Source organism: Phaeobacter gallaeciensis DSM 26640, assembly GCF_000511385.1.
Lineage (GTDB): Bacteria > Pseudomonadota > Alphaproteobacteria > Rhodobacterales > Rhodobacteraceae > Phaeobacter > Phaeobacter gallaeciensis.
The window spans coordinates 3,715,498-3,740,836 of sequence record NC_023137.1 but is presented as its reverse complement, the minus strand read 5'-3'; the positions used below and the strand labels follow the sequence as shown (position 1 = coordinate 3,740,836).

General features: G+C 58.3%; 21 protein-coding genes and 2 tRNA genes. 14 read left to right on the top strand and 9 right to left on the bottom strand.

Going from position 1 to position 25,339, the window contains the following annotated elements; genetic code table 11:
* The first annotated feature begins 239 nt into the window (after positions 1–239).
* The 3 genes from GAL_RS18020 to GAL_RS18010 all read left to right on the top strand — a co-directional run bounded on the left by GAL_RS18020 (position 240) and on the right by GAL_RS18010 (position 3,936).
* Positions 240–1,394 (top strand): phosphoserine transaminase, encoded by a 1,155-nt coding sequence (locus GAL_RS18020; protein ID WP_024098978.1) that lies wholly within the window; start codon positions 240–242, stop codon positions 1,392–1,394.
* 116 nt (positions 1,395–1,510) lie between these two features.
* Positions 1,511–3,106: a phosphoglycerate dehydrogenase gene (gene serA, locus GAL_RS18015; RefSeq protein WP_024098977.1), complete on the top strand. Its 1,596-nt coding sequence runs from the start codon at positions 1,511–1,513 to the stop codon at positions 3,104–3,106.
* Positions 3,107–3,207: 101 nt separating this feature from the next.
* Positions 3,208–3,936 (top strand): metallophosphoesterase family protein, encoded by a 729-nt coding sequence (locus GAL_RS18010; RefSeq protein WP_024098976.1) that lies wholly within the window; start codon positions 3,208–3,210, stop codon positions 3,934–3,936.
* Between the two features lie 165 nt (positions 3,937–4,101).
* Here GAL_RS18010 and fzlA read toward each other — a convergent pair whose 3' ends face one another.
* The 4 genes from fzlA to GAL_RS17990 form a co-directional block, all read right to left on the bottom strand.
* Positions 4,102–4,767: an FtsZ-binding protein FzlA gene (fzlA, locus tag GAL_RS18005; protein ID WP_014876492.1), complete on the bottom strand. Its 666-nt coding sequence runs from the start codon at positions 4,765–4,767 to the stop codon at positions 4,102–4,104.
* 66 nt (positions 4,768–4,833) lie between these two features.
* Positions 4,834–5,604, bottom strand: a complete 771-nt coding sequence (gene mtgA / locus GAL_RS18000; protein ID WP_024098975.1) for a monofunctional biosynthetic peptidoglycan transglycosylase — start codon at positions 5,602–5,604, stop codon at positions 4,834–4,836.
* Between the two features lie 154 nt (positions 5,605–5,758).
* Entirely contained in the window at positions 5,759–10,291 is a 4,533-nt protein-coding gene (gene gltB / locus GAL_RS17995) for a glutamate synthase large subunit (protein ID WP_024098974.1), read from the bottom strand.
* Between the two features lie 63 nt (positions 10,292–10,354).
* Complete coding sequence (locus GAL_RS17990) at positions 10,355–11,800, bottom strand: NAD(P)-dependent oxidoreductase (RefSeq protein WP_024098973.1); 1,446 nt, start codon at positions 11,798–11,800, stop codon at positions 10,355–10,357.
* A 239-nt stretch (positions 11,801–12,039) separates the two neighbouring features.
* Here GAL_RS17990 and GAL_RS17985 point away from each other — a divergent pair, with 239 nt between their 5' ends.
* Entirely contained in the window at positions 12,040–12,846 is an 807-nt protein-coding gene (locus GAL_RS17985) for an undecaprenyl-diphosphate phosphatase (protein ID WP_024098972.1), read from the top strand.
* 81 nt (positions 12,847–12,927) lie between these two features.
* On the opposite strand, the gene GAL_RS17980 is transcribed toward GAL_RS17985, so the two are convergent.
* On the bottom strand, positions 12,928–13,917 hold the full coding sequence (locus tag GAL_RS17980) for a complex I NDUFA9 subunit family protein (RefSeq protein WP_024098971.1): 990 nt from the start codon (positions 13,915–13,917) through the stop codon (positions 12,928–12,930).
* A gap of 206 nt (positions 13,918–14,123) precedes the next feature.
* Between GAL_RS17980 and GAL_RS17975 the strand changes: the two genes are divergently transcribed.
* The 10 genes from GAL_RS17975 (at position 14,124) to GAL_RS17930 (ending at position 20,126) form a co-directional block, all read left to right on the top strand.
* Positions 14,124–14,534, top strand: coding sequence for a globin domain-containing protein (locus tag GAL_RS17975; protein WP_024098970.1), 411 nt, complete (start codon positions 14,124–14,126; stop codon positions 14,532–14,534).
* Positions 14,535–14,675: 141 nt separating this feature from the next.
* Positions 14,676–14,762, top strand: a tRNA-Leu gene (locus GAL_RS17970).
* A gap of 189 nt (positions 14,763–14,951) precedes the next feature.
* Positions 14,952–15,038, top strand: a tRNA-Leu gene (locus tag GAL_RS17965).
* A gap of 218 nt (positions 15,039–15,256) precedes the next feature.
* Positions 15,257–15,871: a ribonuclease D gene (locus GAL_RS17960; RefSeq protein WP_024098969.1), complete on the top strand. Its 615-nt coding sequence runs from the start codon at positions 15,257–15,259 to the stop codon at positions 15,869–15,871.
* Positions 15,868–16,839, top strand: coding sequence for a KpsF/GutQ family sugar-phosphate isomerase (locus tag GAL_RS17955; protein WP_024098968.1), 972 nt, complete (start codon positions 15,868–15,870; stop codon positions 16,837–16,839). The genes GAL_RS17960 and GAL_RS17955 overlap by 4 nt, the downstream gene beginning before the upstream one ends.
* Before the next feature lie 16 nt (positions 16,840–16,855).
* Positions 16,856–17,455 carry an LPS export ABC transporter periplasmic protein LptC gene (gene lptC / locus GAL_RS17950; protein WP_024098967.1) on the top strand — a complete coding sequence of 200 codons (600 nt, stop codon included), beginning with the start codon at positions 16,856–16,858 and terminating at the stop codon, positions 17,453–17,455.
* 24 nt (positions 17,456–17,479) lie between these two features.
* Positions 17,480–17,959: an LptA/OstA family protein gene (locus GAL_RS17945; RefSeq protein WP_040104323.1), complete on the top strand. Its 480-nt coding sequence runs from the start codon at positions 17,480–17,482 to the stop codon at positions 17,957–17,959.
* Positions 17,959–18,717, top strand: a complete 759-nt coding sequence (gene lptB / locus GAL_RS17940; protein WP_024098965.1) for an LPS export ABC transporter ATP-binding protein — start codon at positions 17,959–17,961, stop codon at positions 18,715–18,717. The genes GAL_RS17945 and lptB overlap by 1 nt, the downstream gene beginning before the upstream one ends.
* Before the next feature lie 337 nt (positions 18,718–19,054).
* The gene (gene hpf, locus GAL_RS17935; protein ID WP_014876480.1) at positions 19,055–19,618 is read left to right on the top strand and encodes a ribosome hibernation-promoting factor, HPF/YfiA family; all 564 of its coding nucleotides are present in this window, start codon (positions 19,055–19,057) and stop codon (positions 19,616–19,618) included.
* A gap of 43 nt (positions 19,619–19,661) precedes the next feature.
* On the top strand, positions 19,662–20,126 hold the full coding sequence (locus GAL_RS17930) for a PTS sugar transporter subunit IIA (protein WP_014876479.1): 465 nt from the start codon (positions 19,662–19,664) through the stop codon (positions 20,124–20,126).
* 20 nt (positions 20,127–20,146) lie between these two features.
* Here GAL_RS17930 and GAL_RS17925 read toward each other — a convergent pair whose 3' ends face one another.
* The 4 genes from GAL_RS17925 to GAL_RS17910 all read right to left on the bottom strand — a co-directional run bounded on the left by GAL_RS17925 (position 20,147) and on the right by GAL_RS17910 (position 25,338).
* Positions 20,147–21,577: a hypothetical protein gene (locus GAL_RS17925; RefSeq protein WP_024098964.1), complete on the bottom strand. Its 1,431-nt coding sequence runs from the start codon at positions 21,575–21,577 to the stop codon at positions 20,147–20,149.
* 6 nt (positions 21,578–21,583) lie between these two features.
* Entirely contained in the window at positions 21,584–23,284 is a 1,701-nt protein-coding gene (locus GAL_RS17920) for a DUF5927 domain-containing protein (protein WP_024098963.1), read from the bottom strand.
* Positions 23,281–24,267: a glycosyltransferase family 2 protein gene (locus tag GAL_RS17915; protein WP_024098962.1), complete on the bottom strand. Its 987-nt coding sequence runs from the start codon at positions 24,265–24,267 to the stop codon at positions 23,281–23,283. Before GAL_RS17915 ends, GAL_RS17920 begins: the two co-directional genes overlap by 4 nt.
* A gap of 183 nt (positions 24,268–24,450) precedes the next feature.
* On the bottom strand, positions 24,451–25,338 hold the full coding sequence (locus tag GAL_RS17910) for a phosphotransferase family protein (protein WP_024098961.1): 888 nt from the start codon (positions 25,336–25,338) through the stop codon (positions 24,451–24,453).
* Position 25,339: the final 1 nt, after the last annotated feature.

The following is a 25,339-nucleotide window of genomic DNA, read 5'->3' as shown; positions in this document are numbered from 1 at the left end:
TATCGCCAAGCCCTCGATTCCATCCCGGCGTCAAAACTGTGCTGCGCACGTCTCATCCGCGACTTGTCTGTGGCCGCGAGTGTCATCTGTTTCCGAAAGGCGTCAAAACAGGTCGCGATTGATCTGAATATAGCCGCTATCAGTCGTTTTTTAGCTTGCCGCGCGGGAATTCAGCCTCTAGCCCTGTCTGTGGGACACCTCTCCCCAACGAGAGGCGCTTATCTGGAAGGATAGCAGTAATGGCTATTGAACAACCGGCAACGCGGCCGGGCAATCCGCGTTTTTCTTCTGGCCCCTGTGCCAAACCTCCCGCATTCGATCTGACCAAACTCGCAGGCGCACCTCTGGGCCGCAGCCACCGTGCTGCTGTTGGCAAAGACAAGCTGCTCGCCGCGATTGAACGCACGCGCGAAATCCTCGGCATACCGGCGGAGTACAAAATCGGCATCGTTCCCGCCTCTGATACCGGTGCGGTCGAGATGGCAATGTGGAACCTTCTTGGGGCACGCGGCGCGGAGATGCTGGCTTGGGAAAGTTTTGGCGCGGGCTGGGTCACGGATGTCGTCAAACAGCTGAAGCTGGACGCGGTTGTGAAAACCGCCGACTACGGTGAGCTGGTTAATCTGGCTTCCGTCGATTTCAACAATGACGTCGTATTCACCTGGAACGGCACCACATCCGGTGTACGGGTTCCCAATGGCGACTGGATCCCGGCTGATCGTGAAGGGCTGACCATCTGCGATGCGACCTCTGCCGCCTTCGCGCAGGATCTGCCCTGGGACAAACTGGATGTGACCACCTTCTCCTGGCAGAAGGTTCTGGGTGGCGAAGCCGCACATGGCATGATCATCCTATCGCCACGCGCCGTGGAGCGACTGGAGAGCTACACCCCAGCCTGGCCCCTGCCGAAGATCTTCCGCCTGACCAAAGGCGGCAAGTTGATCGACGGTATCTTTAAGGGGGCTACAATCAACACCCCCTCCATGCTGGCGGTTGAGGATTATCTGCTGGCGCTGGACTGGGCGCGGTCTGTTGGTGGTCTGGACGGGTTGAAGGCGCGCGCGGACGCAAATGCTCAGGCGATCTTCAACTTCTGCGGCAACCGCCCTTGGATCGCCAATCTGGCAACGGATGTCGCGACACGGTCAAACACCTCAGTCTGCCTGAAGTTCACCGATCCCCGCATTCAGGATGGCGCCGCCTTTGCCAAGGCTATTGCCAAGCGGCTGGAAGCGGAGAACATCGCTCTGGATATCGGCGCCTATCGCGACGCCCCGGCTGGTTTGCGCATCTGGTGCGGTGGCACTGTTGAGACCTCGGATATCGAGGCGATGCTGCCCTGGCTCGAATGGGCCTTTGAGGTCGAAATCGCAGCCCAGTCAGTCGCTGCCTGATCAAGAGGCGGCCTGCCCGAGCAACCATATCGGGCAGGCACCAAATACCCTGACGCCCAGCGCGGCGACATTCCAAACATTCGGCCCAACCGGCCCCCGCATGAAGGACCTAACCCATGGCTCCCAAAGTTCTCATTTCCGATAAGCTGTCCGAAGCCGCCGTTCAGATCTTCCGTGATCGCGGTATCGACGTTGATTTTCAGCCCGACCTTGGCAAAGACAAGGACAAACTGGCCGCAATCATCGGCGACTACGACGGGCTCGCGATCCGCTCGGCGACAAAGGTCACGCAGAAAATCCTCGACAACGCCACCAATCTCAAGGTGATCGCCCGCGCCGGCATCGGCACCGACAATATCGACAAGGATGCTGCCTCGCAAAAAGGCGTGATCGTGATGAACACGCCCTTTGGCAATATGATCACCACCGCAGAACACGCCATCGCCATGATGTTCGCCGTTGCCCGCCAAATCCCCGAAGCCTCTGCTTCCACCCACGCCGGGAAATGGGAAAAGTCGAAGTTCATGGGGGTTGAGCTGACCAACAAAACCCTTGGCGTGATCGGGGCTGGGAATATCGGCGGCATCGTCTGCGACCGTGCGCGTGGGCTGAAGATGAAAGTCGTCGCCTATGATCCCTTCCTCAGTCAGGAGAAGGCTGACAAGATCGGCGTGGAGAAAGTCGAACTGGATGAGTTGCTCGCACGGGCCGATTTCATCACCCTGCATGTGCCGCTGACTGATCAGACCCGGAACATCCTGTCCAAGGAAAATCTGGAGAAGACCAAGAAAGGCGTGCGGATCATCAACTGTGCGCGTGGCGGACTGGTAGATGAGGCTGCCCTGGCAGAGCTGCTGACGTCCGGCCATGTCGCCGGTGCGGCCTTTGATGTGTTCTCTGAAGAACCTGCCAAGACCAACCCGCTCTTTGGCCTGCCGAATGTGGTCTGCACCCCGCATCTGGGCGCCGCCACCAGCGAGGCACAGGAGAATGTTGCCCTGCAGGTCGCGGAACAGATGTCCAACTATCTGCTGGACGGCGCTGTTGAGAACGCGCTGAACATGCCATCGATGACGGCTGAGGAAGCCCGCGTCATGGGCCCATGGGTTGCCCTCTCCGGCCATCTCGGCGGCTTCATCGGGCAGATGACGGATGAGCCCATTCAGGCAATCAATATCCTATATGACGGTGTTGCCTCCGAGATGAACCTCGCCGCGCTGAACTGCTCTGTTGTGGCCGGCATTATGAAAAAACTGAACCCGGACGTGAACATGGTCTCTGCCCCGGTGGTGGCCCGCGAACGCGGCATTCAGATTTCCACCACCAATCAGGATAAATCCGGCACCTTCGACGGCTATATCAAGGTCACGGTGGTCACCAGCAAGCGCGAGCGTTCGGTGGCCGGGACGGTCTTCTCCGACGGCAAGCCACGCTTCATCCAGATCAAAGGCATCAACATCGACGCCGAAGTGGGCGCGCATATGCTCTACACCACCAACGAAGACGTTCCCGGCATCATCGGTACACTGGGGCAGATCCTGGGCGACATGGGCGTCAATATCGCCAACTTTACCCTTGGCCGGTCCGAGGCTGGCGGAGAGGCCATCGCGCTCCTTTATGTAGATGAACCCGTCCCCGCTGCGGCTCGTGCCGCTCTTGCGGAAACTGAGTTCTTCAATCAGATCAAACCGCTGCAATTTGACGTCAGTTAAGCGCTGAAGCCACGTCCAATTGAAATGATACGCCGCCGTGTTATACCGGCGGCGTATTTCTTATTATTTCCATTTCGGTCAGCCCCAAGGGAGCCCCGTCGATGACAAATCCCATCTATGCGATCGGTGATATCCACGGCCAGCTGGAGATGCTGGAGCGAGCACTGGAACGTATCGAAGCAGACGGCGGTCGTGACGCACAGGTCGTGTTCCTGGGGGATTATATCGACCGTGGTCCCGATAGCCGGGGTGTCATAGACCTGCTGATCCGTGGGCAGAAAGAAGGGCGGGACTGGATCATGCTGCTTGGCAATCATGACCGCATGTTCGCATGGTTCATGGAGGACACCCCGCGCCACGACCCCCATATGCTGGTGGGCTATCACTGGCTACATGAGCGTATCGGCGGGATCGAAACCTTGGAAAGTTACGGCGTTGCGGTCCCTGAACGCACTCGTCTGGAGGAGGTCCATGCCGCGACAAAAGTTGCCGTACCCGAACACCATATAACGTTCCTTCAAGAGTTGAAGGCAATGCATCAAACCGATGATCTGGCTTTTGTCCACGCAGGGATCAAACCCGGCATTCCACTAGATGACCAGACCGAGAACGATCTGGTATGGATCCGTCAGCCCTTCCATAAACACACCGAGCAGCATCCAAAACTGATCATCCACGGCCATACACCGGTCGATACACCCACGCATTATGGCAATCGCGTCAACCTCGACACAGGGGCGGGCTACGGCAAACCGCTCACCACAGCTGTCTTTGACGGCGCGTCAGCCTGGTCGCTCAGTGACACAGGGCGACAAAAGCTGACCCCATAACCATCCTCTTCTATCCAAACATATGTAGAGCGACCCTACGGACCACCAGCTGACCCCGCATGCTGACGTCCATCCGATGCCGAAGGTACAGGTACTATTCGACGGAGCCGTTTGACACACTGTACATGGCCGGTGGAGCGTATGATCAGCGCACTCTAACGTATATCAGAAATCCAGGTCGGCGTAGTGGGCCGGCGGGCTAAAGCCGGGTATCTGGTCGGCAAGGATTGAGCGGAAGGCCGGGCGCGACTTGATCTTGGCGTACCAATCCTTGACCACGGCGGAGCGGTTCCAGTCGACATCCGAGATATAGTCCAACGACGACAGATGTGCAGCAGCTGCGAAGTCTGCCAATGTCATCTGATCTCCGGCCAGCCAGCGGCGGTGATCAAGCAACCACGCCAGATAATCCAGATGGTATTTGATTGCACGCGCGCCCGCTTTGACGTTGCCGCTGTCAGGATAGCCCTGCCCTGTCACCTTTTTATTCACCCGCTCATAGAGCAGTTTGGAGGTGACCTCATGGTGAAACTTGTCATCAAACCAGCTGACCAGACGGCGCACCTCATAGCGGCCCTCGGGGTCGCTTGGCATCAGAGACGGGTCAGGGCGGGTCTCTTCCAGATATTCGCAGATCGCAGCGCTTTCGGCCATCAGCTTACCATCCAGACGGATCACCGGCACCTTGGCGGCAGGGTTGCGGCGCAGGAAATCAGCCTCTTTCTCCCAGTAACGCTCCTCGACCAGCTCAACCTCTATCCGCTTTTCGGCCAGCGACAGGCGCACTTTGCGGCAAAAGGGGGAGAGGGGCACATGATAGAGGCGGGCCATGGGACAACGGGTCTCCTGTTACGGGTGGCTGGGGTCAGACAGCAATGCCCAAAAGCGGAAGAAGTTTCAATCCTCGAAACAGGCTGCCCGACCATCTGCGCGAATGGTGGCCGCCCCGTCCATAATCTGCGCCGCCCGTTTGCGCATGAACGCGGTGGGTTTTGCAGCCGAGCGCTCTTTCGGGTTGGGCAAAACGGTGGCCAGAAGAGCGGCCTGCCTGTGGCTCAACTCATCCGGGCCAACGCCAAAATAGTGCCGCGCGGCGGCTTCTGCACCAAAGACACCTTCGCCCATTTCAGCAACGTTGAGATAAACCTCAAGGATACGACGCTTGGTCCAGACCGCCTCAACCATCGGGGTCATCAGCGTTTCCAGCGCCTTACGGAACCAACTGCGGCCCTGCCAAAGAAAGACATTCTTCACCACTTGCTGAGAAATGGTCGAGCCACCACGCTGGCCGCCCTCGGCGATCGCGGCGCGGATCGCCTGCGCATCAAGCCCCCAATGCTGGCAGAAACGGGCATCCTCTGCCGCGACGACTGATCGCCCAACCGCAGGTGCGATATGTTCGATCGGCACCCACTCACGATCAATATCCCCAAGGCGGCGATATTCTGACCAGATGGTGTGGGTGATGGGTGGATTAACCACCGAAAACAGCAGGATTGGCAGCAGGGTCACAACCAGAAAACCCAAAGCAGCCCGCCCCAACCAGCGCCGCAACAAGCTACGGGGAGAGAGCTTTGCGCGGACCTTGCCCTTGGCAGTTGCCTTGCTGCGGGGTTTGCCCTTGGTCGAGGATTTGCTTGCCCCGGATGATTTTGCTGCCTTCGCCATATGGTCTCTATACGGCAGAGATCGGGATTGCTCCAACCGGGAAATCCCTTCACCCGCAAGAGATTGCCCAGCTGCAGTAAACAGATGTGAAAAGGCCCCGACCACAGCAGCGGTCGGAGCCTATCCAAGGCACATGCAGAGGAAGTGGCGGGGCCTATTCCGCCGGAACGGCTGTAGCCTCAAGCGTCAGAGGCTGCGGCAGTTTATTCAGCATTTCCTTCGGGCAAATTTGCAGGAAATTGCCCTTCTCATTGTCCCAATGCTGCAGGATTTCAGCTGCTTTGCGGCTGCCGGTTTCCTCCAGATGACGTTCGATCAGACCTCTCAGCTGATCTTCCCAGTGGGCGACGGTCACCGCACAGGTCACCAGCGACTCCATGTTCATCATGGTTTCAGCCTTCCCATCAGGATCGTAGATATAGGCCATGCCCCCGGTCATGCCCGCGCCGAAGTTGGCACCGATGGAGCCGAGGATCACCGCGATACCACCGGTCATGTATTCACAGCCACAGGCGCCACAGCCCTCAACCACCACGCTCGCACCGGAATTACGGACGGCAAAGCGTTCACCAGCACGGCCCGCAGCGAACAAATATCCGTCCGTCGCACCATAAAGAACAGTATTACCAACGATGGTATTTTCGCTCGCATTGAGCGGCGACGCCATAGGCGGGCGCACGACGATGGTACCGCCGGACAGACCCTTGCCAACGTAGTCATTGGCATCACCGGATACTTCCAGCTTCAGACCTGGTGCGGCAAACGCCCCGAGCGACTGACCTGCGGAGCCTTGCAGCTTCACCGTCAGATGGTCTGATTGCAGCGTGTTGCGCATACCGAAGTTGCGAACAATATGGCTGGAAGTGCGGGTGCCCACGGTGCGATGCGTGTTCTGCACCGCATAGGATAGCTGCATCTTCTCGCCGTCCTGAAGGAAACGCGCAGCGTCGCGCACAATTTCCTTGTCCAGCGTGTCAGGCACCGCGTTGCGGTCCTTGTCACGGTTGTAGACGATATTGGCAGAGCCATCGACGGTGATCAGCAGCGGATTCAGGTCCAGATCATCCAGATGCGCAGAACCACGGGACACCTGAGCCAGAAGATCCGCCCGACCGATCACCTCGTCCAGAGAACGGGCACCGATGGAGGCAAGGATCTCGCGGACTTCCTGCGCATAGAAGGTGATGAGGTTCACCACCTTGTCGGCATTGCCGGTGAACTTGCTGCGCAGGGCTTCGTCTTGAGTACAGACGCCAACAGGGCAGGTGTTGGACTGGCACTGGCGCACCATGATGCAGCCCATGGCAATCAGCGCGGCGGTGCCGATACCGTATTCCTCAGCACCCAGCATCGCTGCCATCACAATATCACGCCCAGTGCGAAGACCACCGTCGGTGCGCAACGTCACCCGCTCTCGCAGGTTGTTCATCGCAAGCACCTGATGCGCCTCAGTGAGGCCCATTTCCCACGGCAAGCCTGCATATTTGATCGAGGTCGCAGGCGACGCCCCGGTGCCGCCGTTGTGGCCCGAAATAAGGATGACATCGGCCTTCGCCTTTGCCACGCCGGCGGCAATGGTGCCAACACCGGAAGACGCCACCAGCTTCACCGTCACTTTGCAGCGCGGATTGATCTGTTTCAAATCATAGATCAGCTGCGCCAGATCCTCGATCGAGTAGATATCGTGGTGCGGCGGTGGTGAAATCAGGGTCACGCCTTTGGTCGAGTGGCGCAGGCGAGCAATAAGGTCGGTGACCTTCATCCCCGGCAGCTGACCGCCCTCGCCCGGCTTGGCGCCTTGGGCCACCTTGATTTCCAGCTCTTCGCACTGGTTCAGATACTCCGCAGTCACGCCAAAACGACCCGACGCCACCTGCTTGATCTTGGCAGAGGGGTTGTCGCCGTTTGGCTCCGGCACGAAATGCGCCGGATCTTCACCACCCTCGCCCGAGTCGGACTTAGCACCGATCCGATTCATCGCAACGTTCAGGGTTTTGTGCGCCTCGGGCGACAGCGCGCCGAGAGACATCCCCGGTGTTACGAATCGCTTGCGGATCGAAGTGATGCTTTCGACTTCCTCAATCGGCACCGCCTCGCCCATGGGCTTGATCTGCAACAGGTCGCGCAGATGGATCGGCGGGTTCGCCTGCATCTTGGCCGAATACTGCTTCCACAACTCAAAAGAGGCGCGGTTACAAGCCATCTGCATCATATGCATGGAAGTCGCTTCCCAGGCGTGGGTCTCGCCAGATTTACGCGCCTTGTAGAAACCACCAATGGGCAGGACATCCTGACCATTATCCCATGCCTTGGCGTGGATTTCCTCCAGCTTGCTCTGGATGCCAGTCACACCGATGCCCGAAATCCGTGACGTCATGCCGGGGAAGAATTCCGCACACATGGCACGGCTGAGGCCCACGGCCTCGAAGTTGAGACCGCCGCGATAAGAAGAGATCACCGAAATCCCCATCTTGGCCATGATCTTCAACAGACCCTGGTCGATCGCTTCGCGGTAACGGGCGACGTTCTCGGTCAGGCTGCCATCCAGCAAGCCGCGCTCAATCCGATCTGCCAGCGAATCTTCCGCCAGATAGGCGTTCACCACGGTGGCGCCGCAGCCGATCAGAACCGCAAAATAATGCGGGTCGATACATTCAGCAGAGCGCACATTGAGCGAGCAGAACGTACGCAGCCCCTTGCGGGTCAGATGCGAATGCACGGCGGATGTTGCCAAGATCATTGGCATCGCCACGCGGCCCTCACCCGAATGCTGATCGGTCAGGACAATATGGCCGGCACCGGAGCTGACCGCCTCTTCCGCCTCTGCACGGATACGCGCAAGGGCAGCATTAAGAGAGCCCTGGCCGGGGGCGAAGCTACAGTCGATTTCCGCCAGCGGCGCGTTCAGGTTTTGGACCAACTCATCCCACTGGGAATTGCCGACAAAGGGGCTTTCCAGCACGATGATCTCGGTCTGGGAGCTGTCCTCATCCAGCACATTCTTGAGGTTACCGAACCGGGTTTTCAGCGACATCACGCGGTATTCGCGCAGGGAGTCGATGGGCGGGTTGGTTACCTGAGAGAAGTTCTGCCGGAAGAAATGGCTGAGCGGGCGGTACATTTTCGACAGAACCGCAGAAGGCGTATCATCGCCCATCGAAGCAAGGGTTTCCTTGCCATCCTCCGCCATCGGCGCGAGGATCTGCTCCAGCTCTTCGATGGTGTAGCCCGCGGCAATTTGACGACGACGCAGCTCGTCTCCGCTGAACAGCGGCTTCTCGGTGGCAGTGGCAAGCGTACCGTCCAGATCGTTGATCTTCTTCACCCAATCGCCGAACGGCAGTGCAGCGGCAAGTTTGTTCTTGATCGCGGTGTCGTGGAACAGCTTGCCCTTTTTCATATCGACAGCCAGCATCTGACCCGGGCCCAGCGCGCCTTTCTCAACCACGGTGGCTTCGTCAATCGGCACCATGCCTGCCTCGGAACCCGCAATCACCAGACCATCGCCGGTGACCACATAGCGCATCGGACGCAGGCCATTCCGATCCAGACCCGCGCAGACCCAACGACCATCGGTCATCGCCAGCGCGGCGGGACCATCCCATGGTTCCATTACGGAGTTGCAGTAGGAATACATATCACGCCAGGCCTGCGGCAGTTCGACCGCCTGTTTGGACCAGCTTTCAGGCACCATCATGGTCTTCGCCATCGGCGCGGAACGGCCAGCCCGCACCAGAACCTCAAACACCGAGTCCAGTGCCGCCGAATCCGACGAACCGCTGGCAACGATGGGTTTGATATCCTCGGCGTAGTCCCCAAAGGTCGAAGAGGCCATGCGGATTTCATGGCTCTTCATCCAGTTCATGTTGCCCTTCAACGTGTTGATCTCGCCGTTGTGGGCCAGCATACGGAACGGCTGCGCCAGCCACCACTGCGGGAAGGTGTTGGTGGAATAGCGCTGGTGATAGATCGCAAAGGCGCTCTCAAACCGCTCATCCATCAGGTCGGGGTAGAAAACGGCGACCTGTTCAGCCAGCATCATGCCCTTGTAGATGATTGAGCGGCAGGACAGCGAAGCCACATAGAGCTGCCCGACCTGCGCGGCGGCGGCGGCTTTCTCGATCCGGCGGCGGATCACGTAAAGCTCACGTTCAAAGGTCTCCTCATCCACGCCTTTGGAGTTGGAGATCAGGATCTGCTCAATTTCCGGGCGAGTCGCGTTGGCTTTTTCACCCAGGCAGGTCACATCGACCGGCACATGGCGCCAGCCATAGATGTAATAGCCCATCCGCAGGACTTCGCTTTCGACGATGGTCCGGCAGCGTTCCTGCGCGCCAAAGTCAGTGCGCGGCAGAAAGACCTGCCCCACTGCCATCAGCTGATCTTCGCGCGGTTCATGACCGGTGCGACGCACCTGATCGTAGAAGAAAGGCGCTGGAATCTGCACGTGAATGCCGGCACCATCGCCAGTCATGCCATCCGCATCCACCGCACCCCTGTGCCAGATCGCTTTCAGCGCATCAATGCCAGCCTCAACAACCTTACGGCTGCGCTTGCCGTTGACCGAAACAACTAGGCCAACACCGCAGGAAGAATGCTCTTCCTCCTCGGCATAGAGGCCGTTTTCGGCCATCCACTGACGCTTTGCCTCTTCGGCGCGGACCCATTCTGCATCATATTTTGTCATGTCTTGCTCCCGTTCCGGTGGGCGGCCCCAAGGGGGCGGCACCTGCCCGGTAGAATATCTGTCTTACTCGGCGGCCATGCTGCTGGCGGCGGTGTTGAAACGGTTCAGGATCGCCTCGGCGCAGTCGCGCCCATCCTTGATGGCCCAGACGACCAGCGACGCACCACGCACGATGTCACCGACCGCGTACACGCCATCCAGCTCGGTCGCGCCGGATTGGAACGCGGCCTTGACGGTACCCCAGCGGGTCACCGGCAGTTCCGGCTGACCCCAGAGAGTCGGCAGGTCCTCAGGCTCAAACCCGAGCGCCTTGATCACCAATTCGGCAGGCTCAATATAATCAGCACCTTCGATGACCTCAGGGGCCTGACGGCCAGAGGCATCGGGCTGGCCAAGGCGCATTTTCTGCACCATCACGCCTGCGACCTTGCCGCCGTCATCGGTGAAGCCTTTGGGCGCCGACAGCCATTCAAACACCACGCCTTCTTCCTCAGCGTTCTGGGTTTCACGCTGGGAGCCGGGCATATTGGCGCGGTCACGACGGTAGAGGCATTTGACCGAAGTTGCGCCCTGACGGATAGAGGTCCGCACGCAGTCCATCGCGGTGTCACCACCGCCAATGACCACAACGCGCTTGCCCTCGGCGTTCAGAGTGCCGTTGTCGAACTCTTCGATGCTGTCGCCGAAGTTCGACGCCTTGTTGGACACGGTCAGAAAGTCGATCGCCTTCACGATGCCGGTGGCACCGGAACCAGGCATTTCCAGATCGCGGGATTTGTAAACACCTGTGGCAATGATCACCGCATCATGTTTGGCGCGGATATCATCAAAGGAAATATCCTGACCCACATTGCAGTTCATCACGAACTCAACACCACCGTCTGCCAGTAGCTGATTGCGGCGCATCACCACGTCTTTCTCCAGCTTGAAGCCGGGGATGCCGTAGGTCAGCAGACCACCGGCGCGGTCATAGCGGTCATAAATCGTAACTTTCACACCGGCGCGGCGCAGCATGTCCGCCGCCGCAAGGCCACCCGGGCCTGCGCCAATGATACCAACAGATTCGCCACGCTCGTGCGCCGGTTTGATCGGTTGCACCCACCCTTGATCCCAGGCGGTATCGGTGATATATTTCTCCACCGCGCCGATGGTCACAGTACCATGGCCCGATTGCTCAATCACACAGTTGCCCTCACAAAGGCGATCCTGCGGACAGATCCGGCCACAGATCTCGGGGAAGGTATTGGTGGCCTGACTGGTCTCATAGGCCTCTTGCAGACGGCCCGTGGCTGTCAGGCGCAGCCAGTCAGGGATGTTATTGTGCAAAGGGCAATGCGACTGGCAGTACGGCACACCACATTGGCTGCAGCGGCTGGCCTGTTCTTCGGCCTTTGCGGCCGCGAATTCGGCATAGATTTCGTCGAAATCTTCCCTGCGATCTTCTGCGGCCCGTTTGCTGGGCATGTCGCGATCGATCTGCACGAACTTGAGCATCGGTTGCTTGGCCACGGGGCGGACTCCATGTTGGGCTGGCTGCGATAAACGAGTGATCGGAGCGGAGCGAATTAAAAGTCAACTATACTGACCTAATATGGCAGCAGTTATGTTCTGATACTCTCCTGAGCGGAAATGTACAGTGATTTTAGGTCCACTTCGGACCAATAGGCGACGACTACCAATGAAATCAATGGATTTACACGCCAGCCGTTCTTTGCCATCCCTCAACAACCCCCAAACGGACTGATGCCATGCCGCTTTTTCAGCTGATCCTTATCGCTCTGATTCAGGGCATCACAGAATTCCTGCCAGTATCCTCCTCTGGCCATCTGATTCTGCTGCCAGGGCTGACAGGATTGGAAGATCAAGGCCAGATCATCGATGTCGCCGTCCATGTGGGCACACTGGCGGCGGTGGTGCTGTTTTTCTGGCAGGATGTGCGTGCGGGGCTGATTGGCCTGCCGCGCGCCCTGACCGGACGGATGGACACACCCGGCGCCCGGCTGGCCATGGGGTTGATCGTTGCCACCATTCCAACCGTTCTGTTCGGCGCGTTTCTGCACTTCAGCGGGTTGAGCGATGCGCTCCGCTCGATGAAGGTAATCGGCTGGACGATGTTGGGTTTTGGCATCGTACTCTATGTGGCAGATCGCTACAGCCCAACACATAAGCAAAGCAGTGACTGGAACCTGCGCGATGCGCTAATCATGGGGCTGTGGCAAATGCTGGCGCTGATCCCCGGCACATCCCGGTCCGGCATCACCATCACTGGCGCCCGCCAGCTGGGGTACACCCGGATGGATGCGGCGCGCCTCTCCATGCTGATGTCGATTCCGACAATCATCGCCTCCGGCGTGTTGCTGGGTGCTGAAGTGGCCATAGATGCCAACGCTGCGGTGATGCGGGATGCGGCCATAGCAGCGCTGTTGTCGATGATTGCCGCGCTTGCGGCCCTGACCCTGATGATGCGGCTGCTGCGCTCCGTCAGTTTTACACCCTATGTCATCTATCGCGTGATTCTGGGCCTTGTATTGCTGACCATCGCTTACCAGAGCTGATCAGCCTGCGCCAAACGCCGCCCAACAAAAAAAGGCGCGGACCAGTGCCGCGCCTTAGCTATTTTGAACCAGACTGAGAGATCAGAGATCGTTGCGCAGGTTGCGCGCGGAGTCCATCAGTTCACTGTATTGACCCGAGGGGCGGAACTTCCACAGGTAGTCCGGCAGAACCGACGCCAGAGAAACCGGATGAATCCCCAACTCATCAAAGCCTTTGGCGTCATCAGAGACCACATTATCAGCACCAAGGTTCTTCAGCTGGTCGCGAGTCAGCATCTTGTTCTCGATCAGCTGGAAGCTCACGAACTGCATCACGTCAAAACCAAGCGCCACCAGCTTTGCAATCGGACCGGGCAGCGACAGCACCAGGCGACGACGATCAATCACCTCAAGCATCTGCTGCATCAGCGCGCCAAAGCTCTTCACCTCCGGACCACCCAACTCATAGACACCCGGCTCCGCCTGACCGAGCACCGCAGCAACGGCTGCCTTGGCAACATCGTCAACATAGACCGGCTGGAACTTAGTATCGGCATGGGCGATCGGCAGCACCGGCGACAGACGTGTCATCGCAGCAAACCGATTGAAGAACTGATCTTCGGCACCAAAGATAATAGACGGACGCAGAATCACCGCGTTTGGCATATGCTCCAGCACAGCCGCTTCGCCAGCGGCCTTTGACTGGGCATATTCGCTGTCGCTATCCTGATCTGCACCGACGGCAGACACATGAACCATGGCGCTGACGCTCTGACCGGCAGCGATTCGCGCGATACGCTCAGCGCCGTCCGCCTGAACGGCATCAAATGTGTTCTTGCCTAGCTCATTCAGGATGCCAACGCAGTTCACCACCGCATCCGCCCCCTGCATCACTGCGGCAACCGAGGCATCATCGCGGATATTGCACAGAACGGGCTCCACCTGGCCGGGCACGCCATAGGGTTTGACATACATCGCCTCATTCGGACGGCGTACGGCGACGCGGACACGCCAACCTTCCTTGGCCATGCGGCGGGCGATGTAACGGCCGACAAAACCGGACCCGCCATAGATCGTGACCAGTTTGGACATCTTTTGGCTCCTACATTAGCTGTTGATCCGATTTACCGCCCTGCGCCCTTTGGAACAAGGCGCAAATCGACCCATCGCGGCACAACTCTCTCTGCGCCTTATCCCACGGGGCCATTAACGACTGATTTAGCTCCGTGATATAGGTTGTGTGCCAATCCCGAATACCAGTTCGTCGACTATCCACGGCAGATCGGAGGCCCGGCATCATGGTGTCAGAGGACGGCAGAACCCTGATTCACAAAAGTGTTGAAAGCGAACGTATGGAGCTGGATCACTTTGTGCGCCTGTTCTACGCGAAATTTTTTGAAATCTGCCCGGACGTGCGCGCACTTTTCCCCAACGATATGGCAAGTCAGCACGAAAAATTGCTGACCTCACTTACGCATATTATCGAAGCGTTGGACCATCCGGAAAAATTGTCGGCGATACTGAAACATCAAGGAGAGCGCCATCGTGCGATCCAGATCACCGATGCACATTTTGATGGGTTCATTCACAGCTTCACCGGTGCGCTGGCAGACATCCTCGGCCCGGAATGGAGCGAAGATACACATAGCGCCTGGCGCAGCTTTCTGACTGATGTCGCGCTCAACATGAACTTTCTCAGAACCGCATGACGGCCCACGTCAGGTCTACAAACAGCATACGCAGTCGCGGACAGCTGCCGATCGCCCTGAGCGATGTGACGAGCCCCAGAAACCATGAATTTTCCGTTTGACGCCCCTGCTGCTTCTGCTTATACGCCCCTCACGACACCTGCCCAGGTGGCGGAATTGGTAGACGCGCTAGCTTCAGGTGCTAGTGTCCGTATGGACGTGGAGGTTCGAGTCCTCTCCTGGGCACCATATCCCCGACATTCATAAACCTATGATGATGCTCTTATAGGGCACCGGGTTGGCTCACGCCGGTGATGCGCCGTCCAAGATTTCCCCGCTATTCCCGCTGATCAGGCATCGAATTTCCAGATCCGCTGCGCGGTGAATTTTCCGTTTGACGCCCCTGCTGCTTCTGCTTATACGCCCCTCACGACACCTGCCCAGGTGGCGGAATTGGTAGACGCGCTAGCTTCAGGTGCTAGTGTCCGTATGGACGTGGAGGTTCGAGTCCTCTCCTGGGCACCATATCCCCGACAGTATCATTTGCACGAGCAGCATACCGATGGTGCTGGGCATTGTGTGTCGGCCTATCCATTGACCACTTAGCTCCGCCCTGACCTGAGGTTCAGCCTGAGTGCAGACGTGTCGATGGATCCTATGCCCTGCAAGAGTTGAGTTTGCCCGCCGAAACCCCTATCTCGGTGCCAAACACGCCGCATCGGCAAGACAAAGGATCCTGTCACTTGGCCAATCACCTCTATCAAAACGACCTGCCCGACGGGCTCGATCTGGGGCCGGTGGTCGCAATCGACTGCGAGACGATGGGACTCAACCCGCATCGGGATCGGCTCTGTGTCGTTCAGCTGTCGGGCGGTGACGGCAATGCCCATATGGTGCAGATCGCCAAAGGGCAGACCGCAGCGCCGAATCTTTGCGCGATGCTGGAGGACCCCAAGGTTCTGAAATTGTTTCATTTTGGCCGGTTCGATATCGCCGCGATGTATCATGCCTTTGGCGCATTGGCTGCCCCGGTTTATTGTACCAAGATCGCCAGCCGCCTGGTACGCACCTATACGGATCGCCATGGGCTGAGAAACCTGACGCAGGAGCTGATCGGCGTGGATATTTCCAAACAACAGCAGATGAGCGATTGGGGTGCCGCGCAACTGAGCGACGCACAGCTTGACTATGCCGCCTCCGACGTGCTGCACCTACACCGTTTGCGTGCCGCTCTGGACAAGCGTCTGGAACGTGAAGGTCGCAGTGACATGGCACGGGCCTGCTTCGATTTCCTGCCAATGCGCGCCAAGTTGGACCTCGCAGGTTGGTCTGACACAGACATCTTTGCACACTCATGAGCAGCGCAGAGACATTCCTCGCCACCGCGCGACAGGTGATCACCGATGAGGCCCGCGCCCTTGATGCGCTGGCAGACGGGCTGGATGCGCGCTTTGCCGAAGCGGTTGATCTGGTCTTGCAGGCCGAAGGCCGCGTTATCGTCAGCGGGATCGGCAAATCCGGCCATATCGGGCATAAGATCGCGGCGACTCTCGCATCTACCGGAACGCCCGCCTATTTCGTCCATCCGGCAGAAGCCAGCCATGGCGACCTCGGCATGTTATCCAAGGGAGATGTGGTTCTGGCGATCTCCAATTCGGGTGAAGCGCCTGAGCTGGCCAACCTTCTGTCGTTCACCCGTCGCTTCGGTATCCCGCTGATCGGGCTGTCCAGCCGTATGGACAGCACCCTGATGAAAGAGGCGGATGTGCATCTGCAAATTCCCGCCTTGGGGGAGGCCTGCGGCTTTGGCATGGTGCCGTCGATTTCAACAACGCTGACATTGGCGATGGGCGATGCGCTGGCCATCGCCCTGATGAAGCATCGCGATTTCCGGCCTGAAAACTTCCGCGCCTTCCACCCCGGTGGTAAATTGGGCGCGCGGCTGTCAAAGGTCGACGATCTTATGCACGACGGGGCCGCGCTGCCGCTGGTCGGTGCAGACACCCCGATGTCCGATGCGCTGATCGAAATCAGCCAGAAGGGATTTGGCGTCGCAGGCGTCACAGGCGCCGATGGCGCCTTGCAGGGCATTATAACCGACGGTGACTTAAGGCGGCATATGGATGGGTTGCTGGACAAAACAGCGGCTGATGTGATGACCAGCGATCCGACAACGATTGCCCCCGGTTCATTGGCCGAAGAAGCCGTCGCGATCATGAACGACCGTAAGATTACCTGCCTGTTTGTTGTCGATCCGGAGGGTAACACCGCGCAGGCGGTGGGGTTGCTGCATATCCACGACTGCCTGCGCGTCGGGCTGGGCTAACGGAGGCCAAGGAACGATGGACGGCTATTCCCGCCTTGTGGCCTACCTGAAGGTCCTGCTGCCGCTGATGGCTCTGGCGTTGATGTCGACCATGTTTCTGATTTCGCGCGGCGTGAACACCGATGCAGTGATCCCTTTTGCGGAGCAGGATCTGGAAGACCGTACCCGTGGTCAGCAGATCACCGCGCCATTTTTCTCAGGCACTACGGCGCAGGGCGATGAGATCATGGTAACCGCCGCCCTCGCCCGCCCAGGCGGCGCAGATGCGCCGGCGACGGCTGTGAACCTTGAGGCTGAGATCAAGATGACCGGCGGTGGCCGTTTCCTGCTAAGTTCCGACACCGGCGCCTTGCGCCCGGACAAGGATATGGCAAACTTTCGCGGCGATGTTGAAATCCTGTCCAGCGATGGTTTGCGTGTCACCACTCAGGAATTGAATGCAGCCCTCAGTGGTGTGCGCGCGGACAGCCCCGGCCCGGTTCAGGCCAGCGGTGCCATGGGGGATCTGACCGCCGGCGCCATGCAGATCGATACAAAAACCGATAGCGGGGCGGTACATATGGTTTTCAACAAAGGGGTCAAGCTGCTATATGACCCGCAACAATTGGAAAGATAACCTGTGTTGTATCTGCGTGTTTTGATGTTCTGCCTGCCGGTCACCCTGTTTGCCACAGGGCTTTCGGCGCAATCTGCATCCATCGCATTTGGCGCGGTCAAGGCAGACCCGTCTCAACCGGTTGAGGTCACCGCAGAAACACTGGATGTAAATCAGGCTGATGGCTCAGCGCGGTTTATCGGTGATGTGGTGATTATTCAGGGCGTGATGCGCCTGTCGGCAAATGATGTGCTGGTGATCTACAAGCAGGACGAAACCGGAAAGACCGGCGTCGAGCGGCTGGAAGCCACAGGTGATGTCCTGCTGGTCAATGGCCCCGACGCAGCTGAGGCCGACAAAGCCGAATATACCATCGATTCCGGCACTGTGGTGATGACGGGTAATGTCCTGCTGAGCCAGTCAACGGGCACATTGACATCGAACCGTCTTGTGGTGGATCTGACCACTGGCACCGCAAGCCTGTCCGGCCGCGTCAAAACCATCCTCAACGGCGGCGGCGACTGATGGCAAAACCGGAACTGACAGTCACCAACGGCAGCTCGGGCCTGCGTATCGAGAAGCTGCGCAAATCCTACAGCAAAAAGGTGGTGATCCGCGACGTCTCCATGTCGCTGGACCGGGGCGAAGTCGTGGCCCTGCTCGGCCCCAATGGCTCGGGTAAGACCACCAGCTTCTACGCCATTGCCGGGCTGGTGTTCCCCGAGGCAGGCTCCGTCACGATTGACGGGCAGAATGCCACCACCCTGCCGATGTATCGGCGCGCCCGCATGGGGATCGGTTACCTGCCGCAAGAGATGTCGATTTTTCGTGGCCTCTCGGTGGAGGACAATATCTCCTCTGTGCTGGATATTGCGGTGAAGCACGCTCACAAACGGCGCGAACGGCTCGAAGAATTGTTGTCCGATTTCTCGATTGAGCATTTGCGCCGGGCACCCGCCCTGGCCCTGTCGGGTGGCGAGCGTCGCCGCGTTGAAATCGCCCGCTGCCTGGCGGCAGACCCGAAGTATCTGCTGCTGGATGAGCCCTTTGCCGGGGTGGATCCGATCTCTGTCGGTGATATCCGCCATCTGGTGGGCGATCTCAAGAAACGCGGTATCGGTGTGCTGATCACTGACCACAATGTCCGCGAGACACTGGAGATCGTGGACCGGGCGTATATCTTGCACGACGGCAAGGTGCTGATGTCCGGCACCCCGGCCGAGGTGGTCGACAATGAAAACGTCCGCCGCGTCTATCTGGGTGACAATTTCCGGATTTCCTGATCGCACCACCCGCAATTCCGAATGGGTCGCCTCTGCGTCCTATCGCGGTTTTTGCCGAGTGCCATTCGTCAACTATCTGACAACAAGTGGAAACCCGCTGCCTCCTCATATTTGGGTAACCGATTGACGCCGATTTGCATTGACTCTCCCGCCTCGTTGGCATCGAATTGAGATATGGCAAAACCGCAGTCCGATGCTGTCCTCGCTCCAGCCTTGTTACCAAGGCCCAGACGAATGCAATCGACTGTCTTGCCTAAATCCCACTTTCAGAACTGAACGATAGCAGGCGGGCTTGGCCCGGACTGGGTTTTGAAGGTCTATTTGTGAAGGAGATCACATGCGTTACCAAATCAGCGGAAAACAGATCGACATTGGCGAAGCGTTGCAGTCCCATGTGCAATCGGAGCTTGGAGCGGCGGTCGCGAAATATGCTGAACGTCCGACTGACGCCAATGTTGTCTTTTCGCGGTCTGCGCATGAATATGTTTGTGAAACGACTGTGCATCTGTCCACTGGTCTGACCGCACAAGCAAAAGCGCATGCCACTGAAATTTATGCCGCATTTGAGGCCTGCTGTGAAAAAATGGAAAAACAGCTGCGCCGTTACAAGCGCCGTTTGAAGGACCACCACCGCGACCGGAGCGAGCCGGTTGAACTCTCCGGCGCTAGCTCTTATATCCTCGCCTCTGAAGACGCCGGCACCGAGTCTGAACCAGAATCATTGCAGCCAATCATCGTCGCCGAGATGGAAACGCAAATTCCATCCCTTTCGGTTGGCGAGGCCGTGATGCAAATGGAACTGGCAGGCGCCCCGGTTCTGGTGTTTCGCAAGGAAGGCAAGGACGGCCTGAATGTCGTCTATCGTCGGGAAGACGGGAATATCGGGTGGATCGATCCGTAACCTGTCACGGCGTCTTACGTGAGTTGAGCGGAGCTATCGAAGTATGCAGATCTCTAACATCCTGAAGCCAGAGGCCGTTCGTGTCTTTGGTGCTGCATCCAGCAAAAAGCGTCTGTTTCAAGAGATTGCAGATGTTGCTCAACTCGCCTACGGGCTGCCCGCGCAACCAACGGTCGAGGCTTTGCTGGATCGCGAAAGCCTTGGCCCCACCGGGGTCGGGCACGGCGTTGCCCTGCCCCATGCACGTCTGGATGGGCTGGATAAGGTGGTTGGCGTGTTTCTGGTGCTGGACACTCCGCTGGAGTTTGGCGCCGTGGACCGCCAGCCAATCGACATCGCATTCGCGCTGTTCGCACCTGAAGATGCCGGTGTCGAGCACCTGAAAGCCCTGGCGCTGGTATCGCGCACCCTGCGCGAGCAGAGTTTCTGCACGAAATTGCGGGCAAACCCCGATCCAGCGACACTCCACACCATCCTGACCGAAGATCAGTCCGTTCAGGCGGCCTGATCGATCAGATCATCTGGCAGTCACGCGCCCCAGTCTCCGAATCCAAACAACAGATAATCGCGCTGATACACCGACGCGATCTGCGCCTCCAATTCGGCATCATAGATATCTGCCAGACTGTAGGGATGATCCATCTCCAGCGCCGCGGGCAGGACATTTTCTGATCGCCCAACCCAGCGGGCAAGATCCGGCAATGTGCGCACCAAATCTGCTTCCCGCAAGATCAGATCCGGCGACTGGATCGTTGCGAACCCGGCAATCGTCTGTGCCTGCGTCGCCCAGGACGCATTGGTGCGGAACCCGGTCTGGCCCGACAAATTGGCGCCAATCACCTCAACAAACTTCGCAAAGGCCAAGCGATGTTGGTCCTGCGTGTACGACCCATCTGCTGGATCTTTCGGCAATGGCACCTTGAACTGATTGCGCATCAGATTGCGGATCTGGCGCAGAGATTTCGGCCCGGTGTCCAGAATACGGGTGCAGAAAACATGATGCAGGCGGGCCACGGGATGGCGCAGCACGGTCAGGCTGCGAAATCCGGGATGACCGCGCTTCCACTGGCGCAGCTGTTTCTGGTTCATCCCAGAAATCAGCGCCTCTCCGCCATCGGGTTCCTGCCCGGCCATCCAGCCGCAGACAATATCAGTTGGTCCGCCACTGACCGGCAGAAACAACAACGGCAGCTGTTGACCAGCAATATACTCAGGGACCACCGGCCCGCGACGCGGTTCGAAGTTCGGGGTACGCGACAGGTTGAACCGATCCAACCCCGCCATCGCGCGATCCAGTTCCTGCGGATTGGCGACTTTCTCCTCCAGCGAGGTAGGGTTCTGCGGCTTGAGACTGTCATCAAGCTGGTCCAGCCGGGACTTCACGCCCAGCCATTTGGCCAGCCCATTGAGAACCTCCAGATCCTGCAGATCCTCATAGGCGACATAAAACGCTGTCTGCCCAGATTTCTGCAGCCGATTCAGCAAGGTAACCTGAAAGCTCTGCAGCTCTGTCACATGCCGCGCGAATTCCTCCGCATTGATCGTTGCCAGCCCTTCCTTGCGACGTTTCACGTTAGTCAACTTCCACTGACCAGTGCGTTGTGCAATCTGGTGGGAGACATAGCTATCAGCCGGATTTCGGGTCAGGATAATCTTGGCACAACGCGGATCGTCCAGGACCTGGTCCAATACGCGTGGATCGTGGTCATGGAAATAACGAAACCCGTTCAGTCCCCCCTCAGCACTACGAAAAAGGTTCAGAAACCCCAGTGCATCACTATCGCGGCGCTGCTGCGTCCACCCCAGCGTCGTCTCGCGGTTTGGGTAACTGATAAAATGGGGATTAAACGCCTCACCGTGGCAGGTGACCCCCTCCAGCGCGTTCAGATTGGCTTCAAGAAAATTCGAGCCGGTGCGCATTTCGGCAAACACAACGAAGTAATCAAAGTTCTGATGCATGGTTCGTTATCGTACCAGATAGGGTTTGCGCGGCGTTTTGGACATGTTCAACGGCCCTTGTTCCGCCGGAAAATCACCCATCAGATAGGGGTGCATCCCCTGGTTCTTGAGATTTTGCAGAAACTGGCCAAAACCCGCCAGATCCACCATTGTCGGCGCGGTATTCAAGTGGCGCTGCGCCTGCGCCCCAAATTCATCAAGAACGGTCTGTATCGGCTCCATCGGAGCCTCGACAAATTCCGCCATTGACCAGATCCGAACACGCGCCTTCACGTATTTGGAACGCAGGATCTCAAGATGTTTGGCTTCAATCTGCTGCAATCTCGCCGCCTCCCGTCTCAGGTCGGAAAAGTTTCGATTGGACCGAAACAGCGGCACCGCCCAAGCACCGGAGATTACTGAGACCTGCGCATTTGGGTCACGCGCCACCAGCCAGTTGATGGCCTGATTGTCTTGTGGCCCAAACTGAAAACACTGTCGCTCTCCGCGTGTGTTCCAGATCAGATTGGTCAGAAACCCCTTCGGATGATAGTCGCGCAGCTTTGCACTGTCGCTGAGACCGCCGTTGATCAGCGTCTGGCGATCGGCGAATTCGACGCTATTAGGTGCAAACAGATGACCGTGTACTTTGGCGCCGGTGACCTGGGTCAGCCATTCCTCAAAATTCTCAAACAGCTCAGCAAAGCCCTGGAACATCGAATAAGGATTGCAGGTAATACCATTTTCCAACCCGTTGGCGGGAAGACGGCTCTGCATATACAGCCCCGGACGCCCCCGGGTCCGACGCTCAACCGCCTTGGCAAAAATTCGGTCGATTTTGCCTGGATTGGGTTCCCTGCTCTTCATCACATCCGGCCGATCCCCCAGAAATGTCGCATAAAGCCGATCTGCATGCGGCCAGATCTTGCGTGCAACAAAACAATCAGAGCGGCGCAGCAGCTGTAGATGATCATCGTAGAAATTATGCGGTTTGCCCTGAAAATCGAACTTGGACAAAGTGAGAGATCGACTCTCGATATTGCCGGAATAGAGCCGCGCAAGGGTCTGATAGTAGCTCTCATCGGGGATCCAGACCTTGCGGAAATACCGGTCATATCGTGGCCGGTCCGGGTCCTCCAAAATGGCCGACAGGGTCTGTCGTGTCAGGCACCACCACTGGCTGCCCATATGCGGGACCAACCCATCGGGAATCTTGCGCCGGATGCCCAGCTTGCGTTGTAGCGAGACATATCCATCAAAGAGATGGCGGTGTTTTTTCCAGGAGAAGGGAAAGCGCAGTGTAAAACGTTCAACATCCAGCCCCCCGACGATCCACGGAACATCAGCGGTGGTGGCACTTTCGATAAAATCCGTGCGCGGACGCGCGGCGAGGTAATCCACCAGATCCGACACAGGCCGCAGCGGCAAGCAGGACCCGGAGGCGAGGAAAACATGCCGCACAGATGGGTATGTCGCCAGCAACAACTCCGAAGCAGACTGCGACGCTGCAACAATGCCCCAGGTTCCCCATTCGCAGCGATGCCGCCGCGAAAACCGCACCATGGGGTCACCGGAAAACGCAGCCTTAAACGCCGCATATGTTGCCTGAGGGACTTTTTTGTCGACATGAAGAACAACGGGGCACCCCCCTGCCACCCAATGCCGGGCCACCTGTTCTGCACGATCCAGCGCCGTGTGGACCAGCATGACGATGCCGACAGCGCTCATGCCCAATTCCCCTTGGACATCAGGCCCAGAATCTCCAGCTGGCGCCAGTTGATATATTTCTCACTCCACTTGCACCAAAGCTCGGGCTGATCTCCGGCAGCCTCAGCATAGGCTTTGTATTCGGCGGACCCGGCGTAGTGCTGCCCACGCAGCATCTCTTCCTCGGCTTTGGAGACAAACGTATGCAGAAACTTGGTGTGCAAGAGCGCGCCACTGGCCTTCTCGCCGCCGTCGGTCTCATAAACCTGATTTAAGCCACGCGGCAGCAGTGCATGGGTCGAGCTGACGTAGGTATAGCGCCGATCCCATTTCACTAGCGGGATCTTGTTCAAGGCTGGCGCCTTCTTTGGCTGATCCGCAAAAAATACCCGCGCCCGTGGTCCCCCTTGTATCCAGAGGTTGCCGTAAGTCGGATTGCGCTTGATCGAGTAGTTGCCGCTATCGAACCAATTGGCGATCTCAAGTGGATCCTGCCCGGCGTTGTAGGGCACGGCATCCAGTTTGCCCTTCGGGTAGACGTCAATCAACATCGCAGAGAAACTGCGGATAGCCGAACTGTCCAGCCAGTCCGTTAGCGCGCGCAGCGGTCGACTGTCGCAGAAAGGATAGATGAACAGCTCATCCGGATCGACCACCAGAACCCAATGGCCATGGGCATAGCGTCGTTTCAGATGGTTCATCCAATCGATGCCAAACCCCGCACGCTTGTAGCTCGCCATGGTATGCCAGACCGAGACATCCGGCATGCCGCGCAGATACTCACGTGTGCCATCCACCGATCCGTTGTCGACAACAAGGAAATGATTGACGCCGAGCTTACGGTAGTAGTCGAGGAAATAGGGCAACCGGATCTGCTCATTGCGCAAGGTGGTTACCAGCAGGATATCGCCCGGTCGGATACGATCCGTCTGGTCCTGAACCGCTGACAGCTCGCGGGACTTGCGCATGGCACGCAGGATGCGACGTTTCCGCCGCAGCCGCATGCGATAAGACTCCCAAAGGCTCAAGACTGCTTCCATCCCCGGTTGCAAAGGTGCCATCTCGGACTGTCGTCAACCCGACTGCATCACCGCCAGCGACATTCCGCACAATATGCCATGTAAGCTATTTGGAAACAATGAATTTGGGATTGACGCTGTTGTTGCGAGATCACGGCCCTGAGTGGGTCACGCATGCTCCAGGCAGGCCTCTAGGGCGGCCCGTTCCAGGCGATAGGCAAGGCTGTTTTGATCACCATCCCGTTCGTCGCGCCATTGGCAGTAGGCGGCCATGCGCCAGTGGTACCAAGGTTTCAGTGATAGGTAGCGCGCGGTGATCTCCGGATCCGGATAGGCCGCAAGGAAGGTTGCCTCCTCTGCGCCAGTCAGGGGCGCACCGCGATAGACCTGCTGCATTGCGGGCGACAGGAACAGCGCCAGATCCTCGGCCGGGTCTCCGATCTGCGGGCATTGCCAGTCGATCAGCGTCAGACACCCGCCTGAGGTCACGATATTACCGGGTACGGGATCGCCGTGGATCAACACCCTGCGCCCTGCTGCGGGTATCTGCCTGCCGGGCTCAAGCCGGTTCAGATCACCAGCATCGCCGCAATAGGCCAGAATAGACCGGGTCTGGTCGTTGATCGCCGCACTGCCGGACACACCTGTCGGCAAACCCGGTATCACGGGCTGTGCATGCAACCGGCCAAGCAGTGCCGCCACCTCTGCGCTGCCCGACGACCAGGTCACGCCCGGCGAGTGCCGGTATGCCAGCCAATCATGCCCCTCAAACTGACCAGATGTCAGCAGTTCTGGCACCAAAGCGGTGCCATTCAGTGCCTGAAGCGCTGCGTATTCGCGTGCAGCATCATTGGCAAAGAGCGGGTTGGCATGACTGTCGCCATAGAGTTTCACCACAATCCCACCCAAACGCCAGACACGGTTGGAGCGCCCCCCCAGAAGAGGCGACGGCGTGGCATCGCTCACGCCGCAGTCCGACAGATATGCCAGAAAGCGGGCGATAAAATATGGCGACAGGTTTGGCAGGTCAGGCTCCGTGGTTTCGGCTCGTGTCAAC

Excerpts from the sequence above, each read along its gene's own strand:
- GAL_RS18020 (WP_024098978.1), top strand. The coding sequence starts at position 240 with ATGGCTATTGAACAACCGGCAACGCGGCCGGGCAATCCGCGTTTTTCT.
- serA (WP_024098977.1), top strand. The coding sequence starts at position 1,511 with ATGGCTCCCAAAGTTCTCATTTCCGATAAGCTGTCCGAAGCCGCCGTT.
- GAL_RS18010 (WP_024098976.1), top strand. The coding sequence starts at position 3,208 with ATGACAAATCCCATCTATGCGATCGGTGATATCCACGGCCAGCTGGAG.
- fzlA (WP_014876492.1), bottom strand. The coding sequence starts at position 4,767 with ATGGCCCGCCTCTATCATGTGCCCCTCTCCCCCTTTTGCCGCAAAGTG.
- mtgA (WP_024098975.1), bottom strand. The coding sequence starts at position 5,604 with ATGGCGAAGGCAGCAAAATCATCCGGGGCAAGCAAATCCTCGACCAAG.
- gltB (WP_024098974.1), bottom strand. The coding sequence starts at position 10,291 with ATGACAAAATATGATGCAGAATGGGTCCGCGCCGAAGAGGCAAAGCGT.
- GAL_RS17985 (WP_024098972.1), top strand. The coding sequence starts at position 12,040 with ATGCCGCTTTTTCAGCTGATCCTTATCGCTCTGATTCAGGGCATCACA.
- GAL_RS17980 (WP_024098971.1), bottom strand. The coding sequence starts at position 13,917 with ATGTCCAAACTGGTCACGATCTATGGCGGGTCCGGTTTTGTCGGCCGT.
- GAL_RS17975 (WP_024098970.1), top strand. The coding sequence starts at position 14,124 with ATGGTGTCAGAGGACGGCAGAACCCTGATTCACAAAAGTGTTGAAAGC.
- GAL_RS17955 (WP_024098968.1), top strand. The coding sequence starts at position 15,868 with ATGAGCAGCGCAGAGACATTCCTCGCCACCGCGCGACAGGTGATCACC.
- lptC (WP_024098967.1), top strand. The coding sequence starts at position 16,856 with ATGGACGGCTATTCCCGCCTTGTGGCCTACCTGAAGGTCCTGCTGCCG.
- GAL_RS17945 (WP_040104323.1), top strand. The coding sequence starts at position 17,480 with ATGTTCTGCCTGCCGGTCACCCTGTTTGCCACAGGGCTTTCGGCGCAA.
- lptB (WP_024098965.1), top strand. The coding sequence starts at position 17,959 with ATGGCAAAACCGGAACTGACAGTCACCAACGGCAGCTCGGGCCTGCGT.
- hpf (WP_014876480.1), top strand. The coding sequence starts at position 19,055 with ATGCGTTACCAAATCAGCGGAAAACAGATCGACATTGGCGAAGCGTTG.
- GAL_RS17930 (WP_014876479.1), top strand. The coding sequence starts at position 19,662 with ATGCAGATCTCTAACATCCTGAAGCCAGAGGCCGTTCGTGTCTTTGGT.
- GAL_RS17925 (WP_024098964.1), bottom strand. The coding sequence starts at position 21,577 with ATGCATCAGAACTTTGATTACTTCGTTGTGTTTGCCGAAATGCGCACC.
- GAL_RS17920 (WP_024098963.1), bottom strand. The coding sequence starts at position 23,284 with ATGAGCGCTGTCGGCATCGTCATGCTGGTCCACACGGCGCTGGATCGT.
- GAL_RS17915 (WP_024098962.1), bottom strand. The coding sequence starts at position 24,267 with ATGCGGCTGCGGCGGAAACGTCGCATCCTGCGTGCCATGCGCAAGTCC.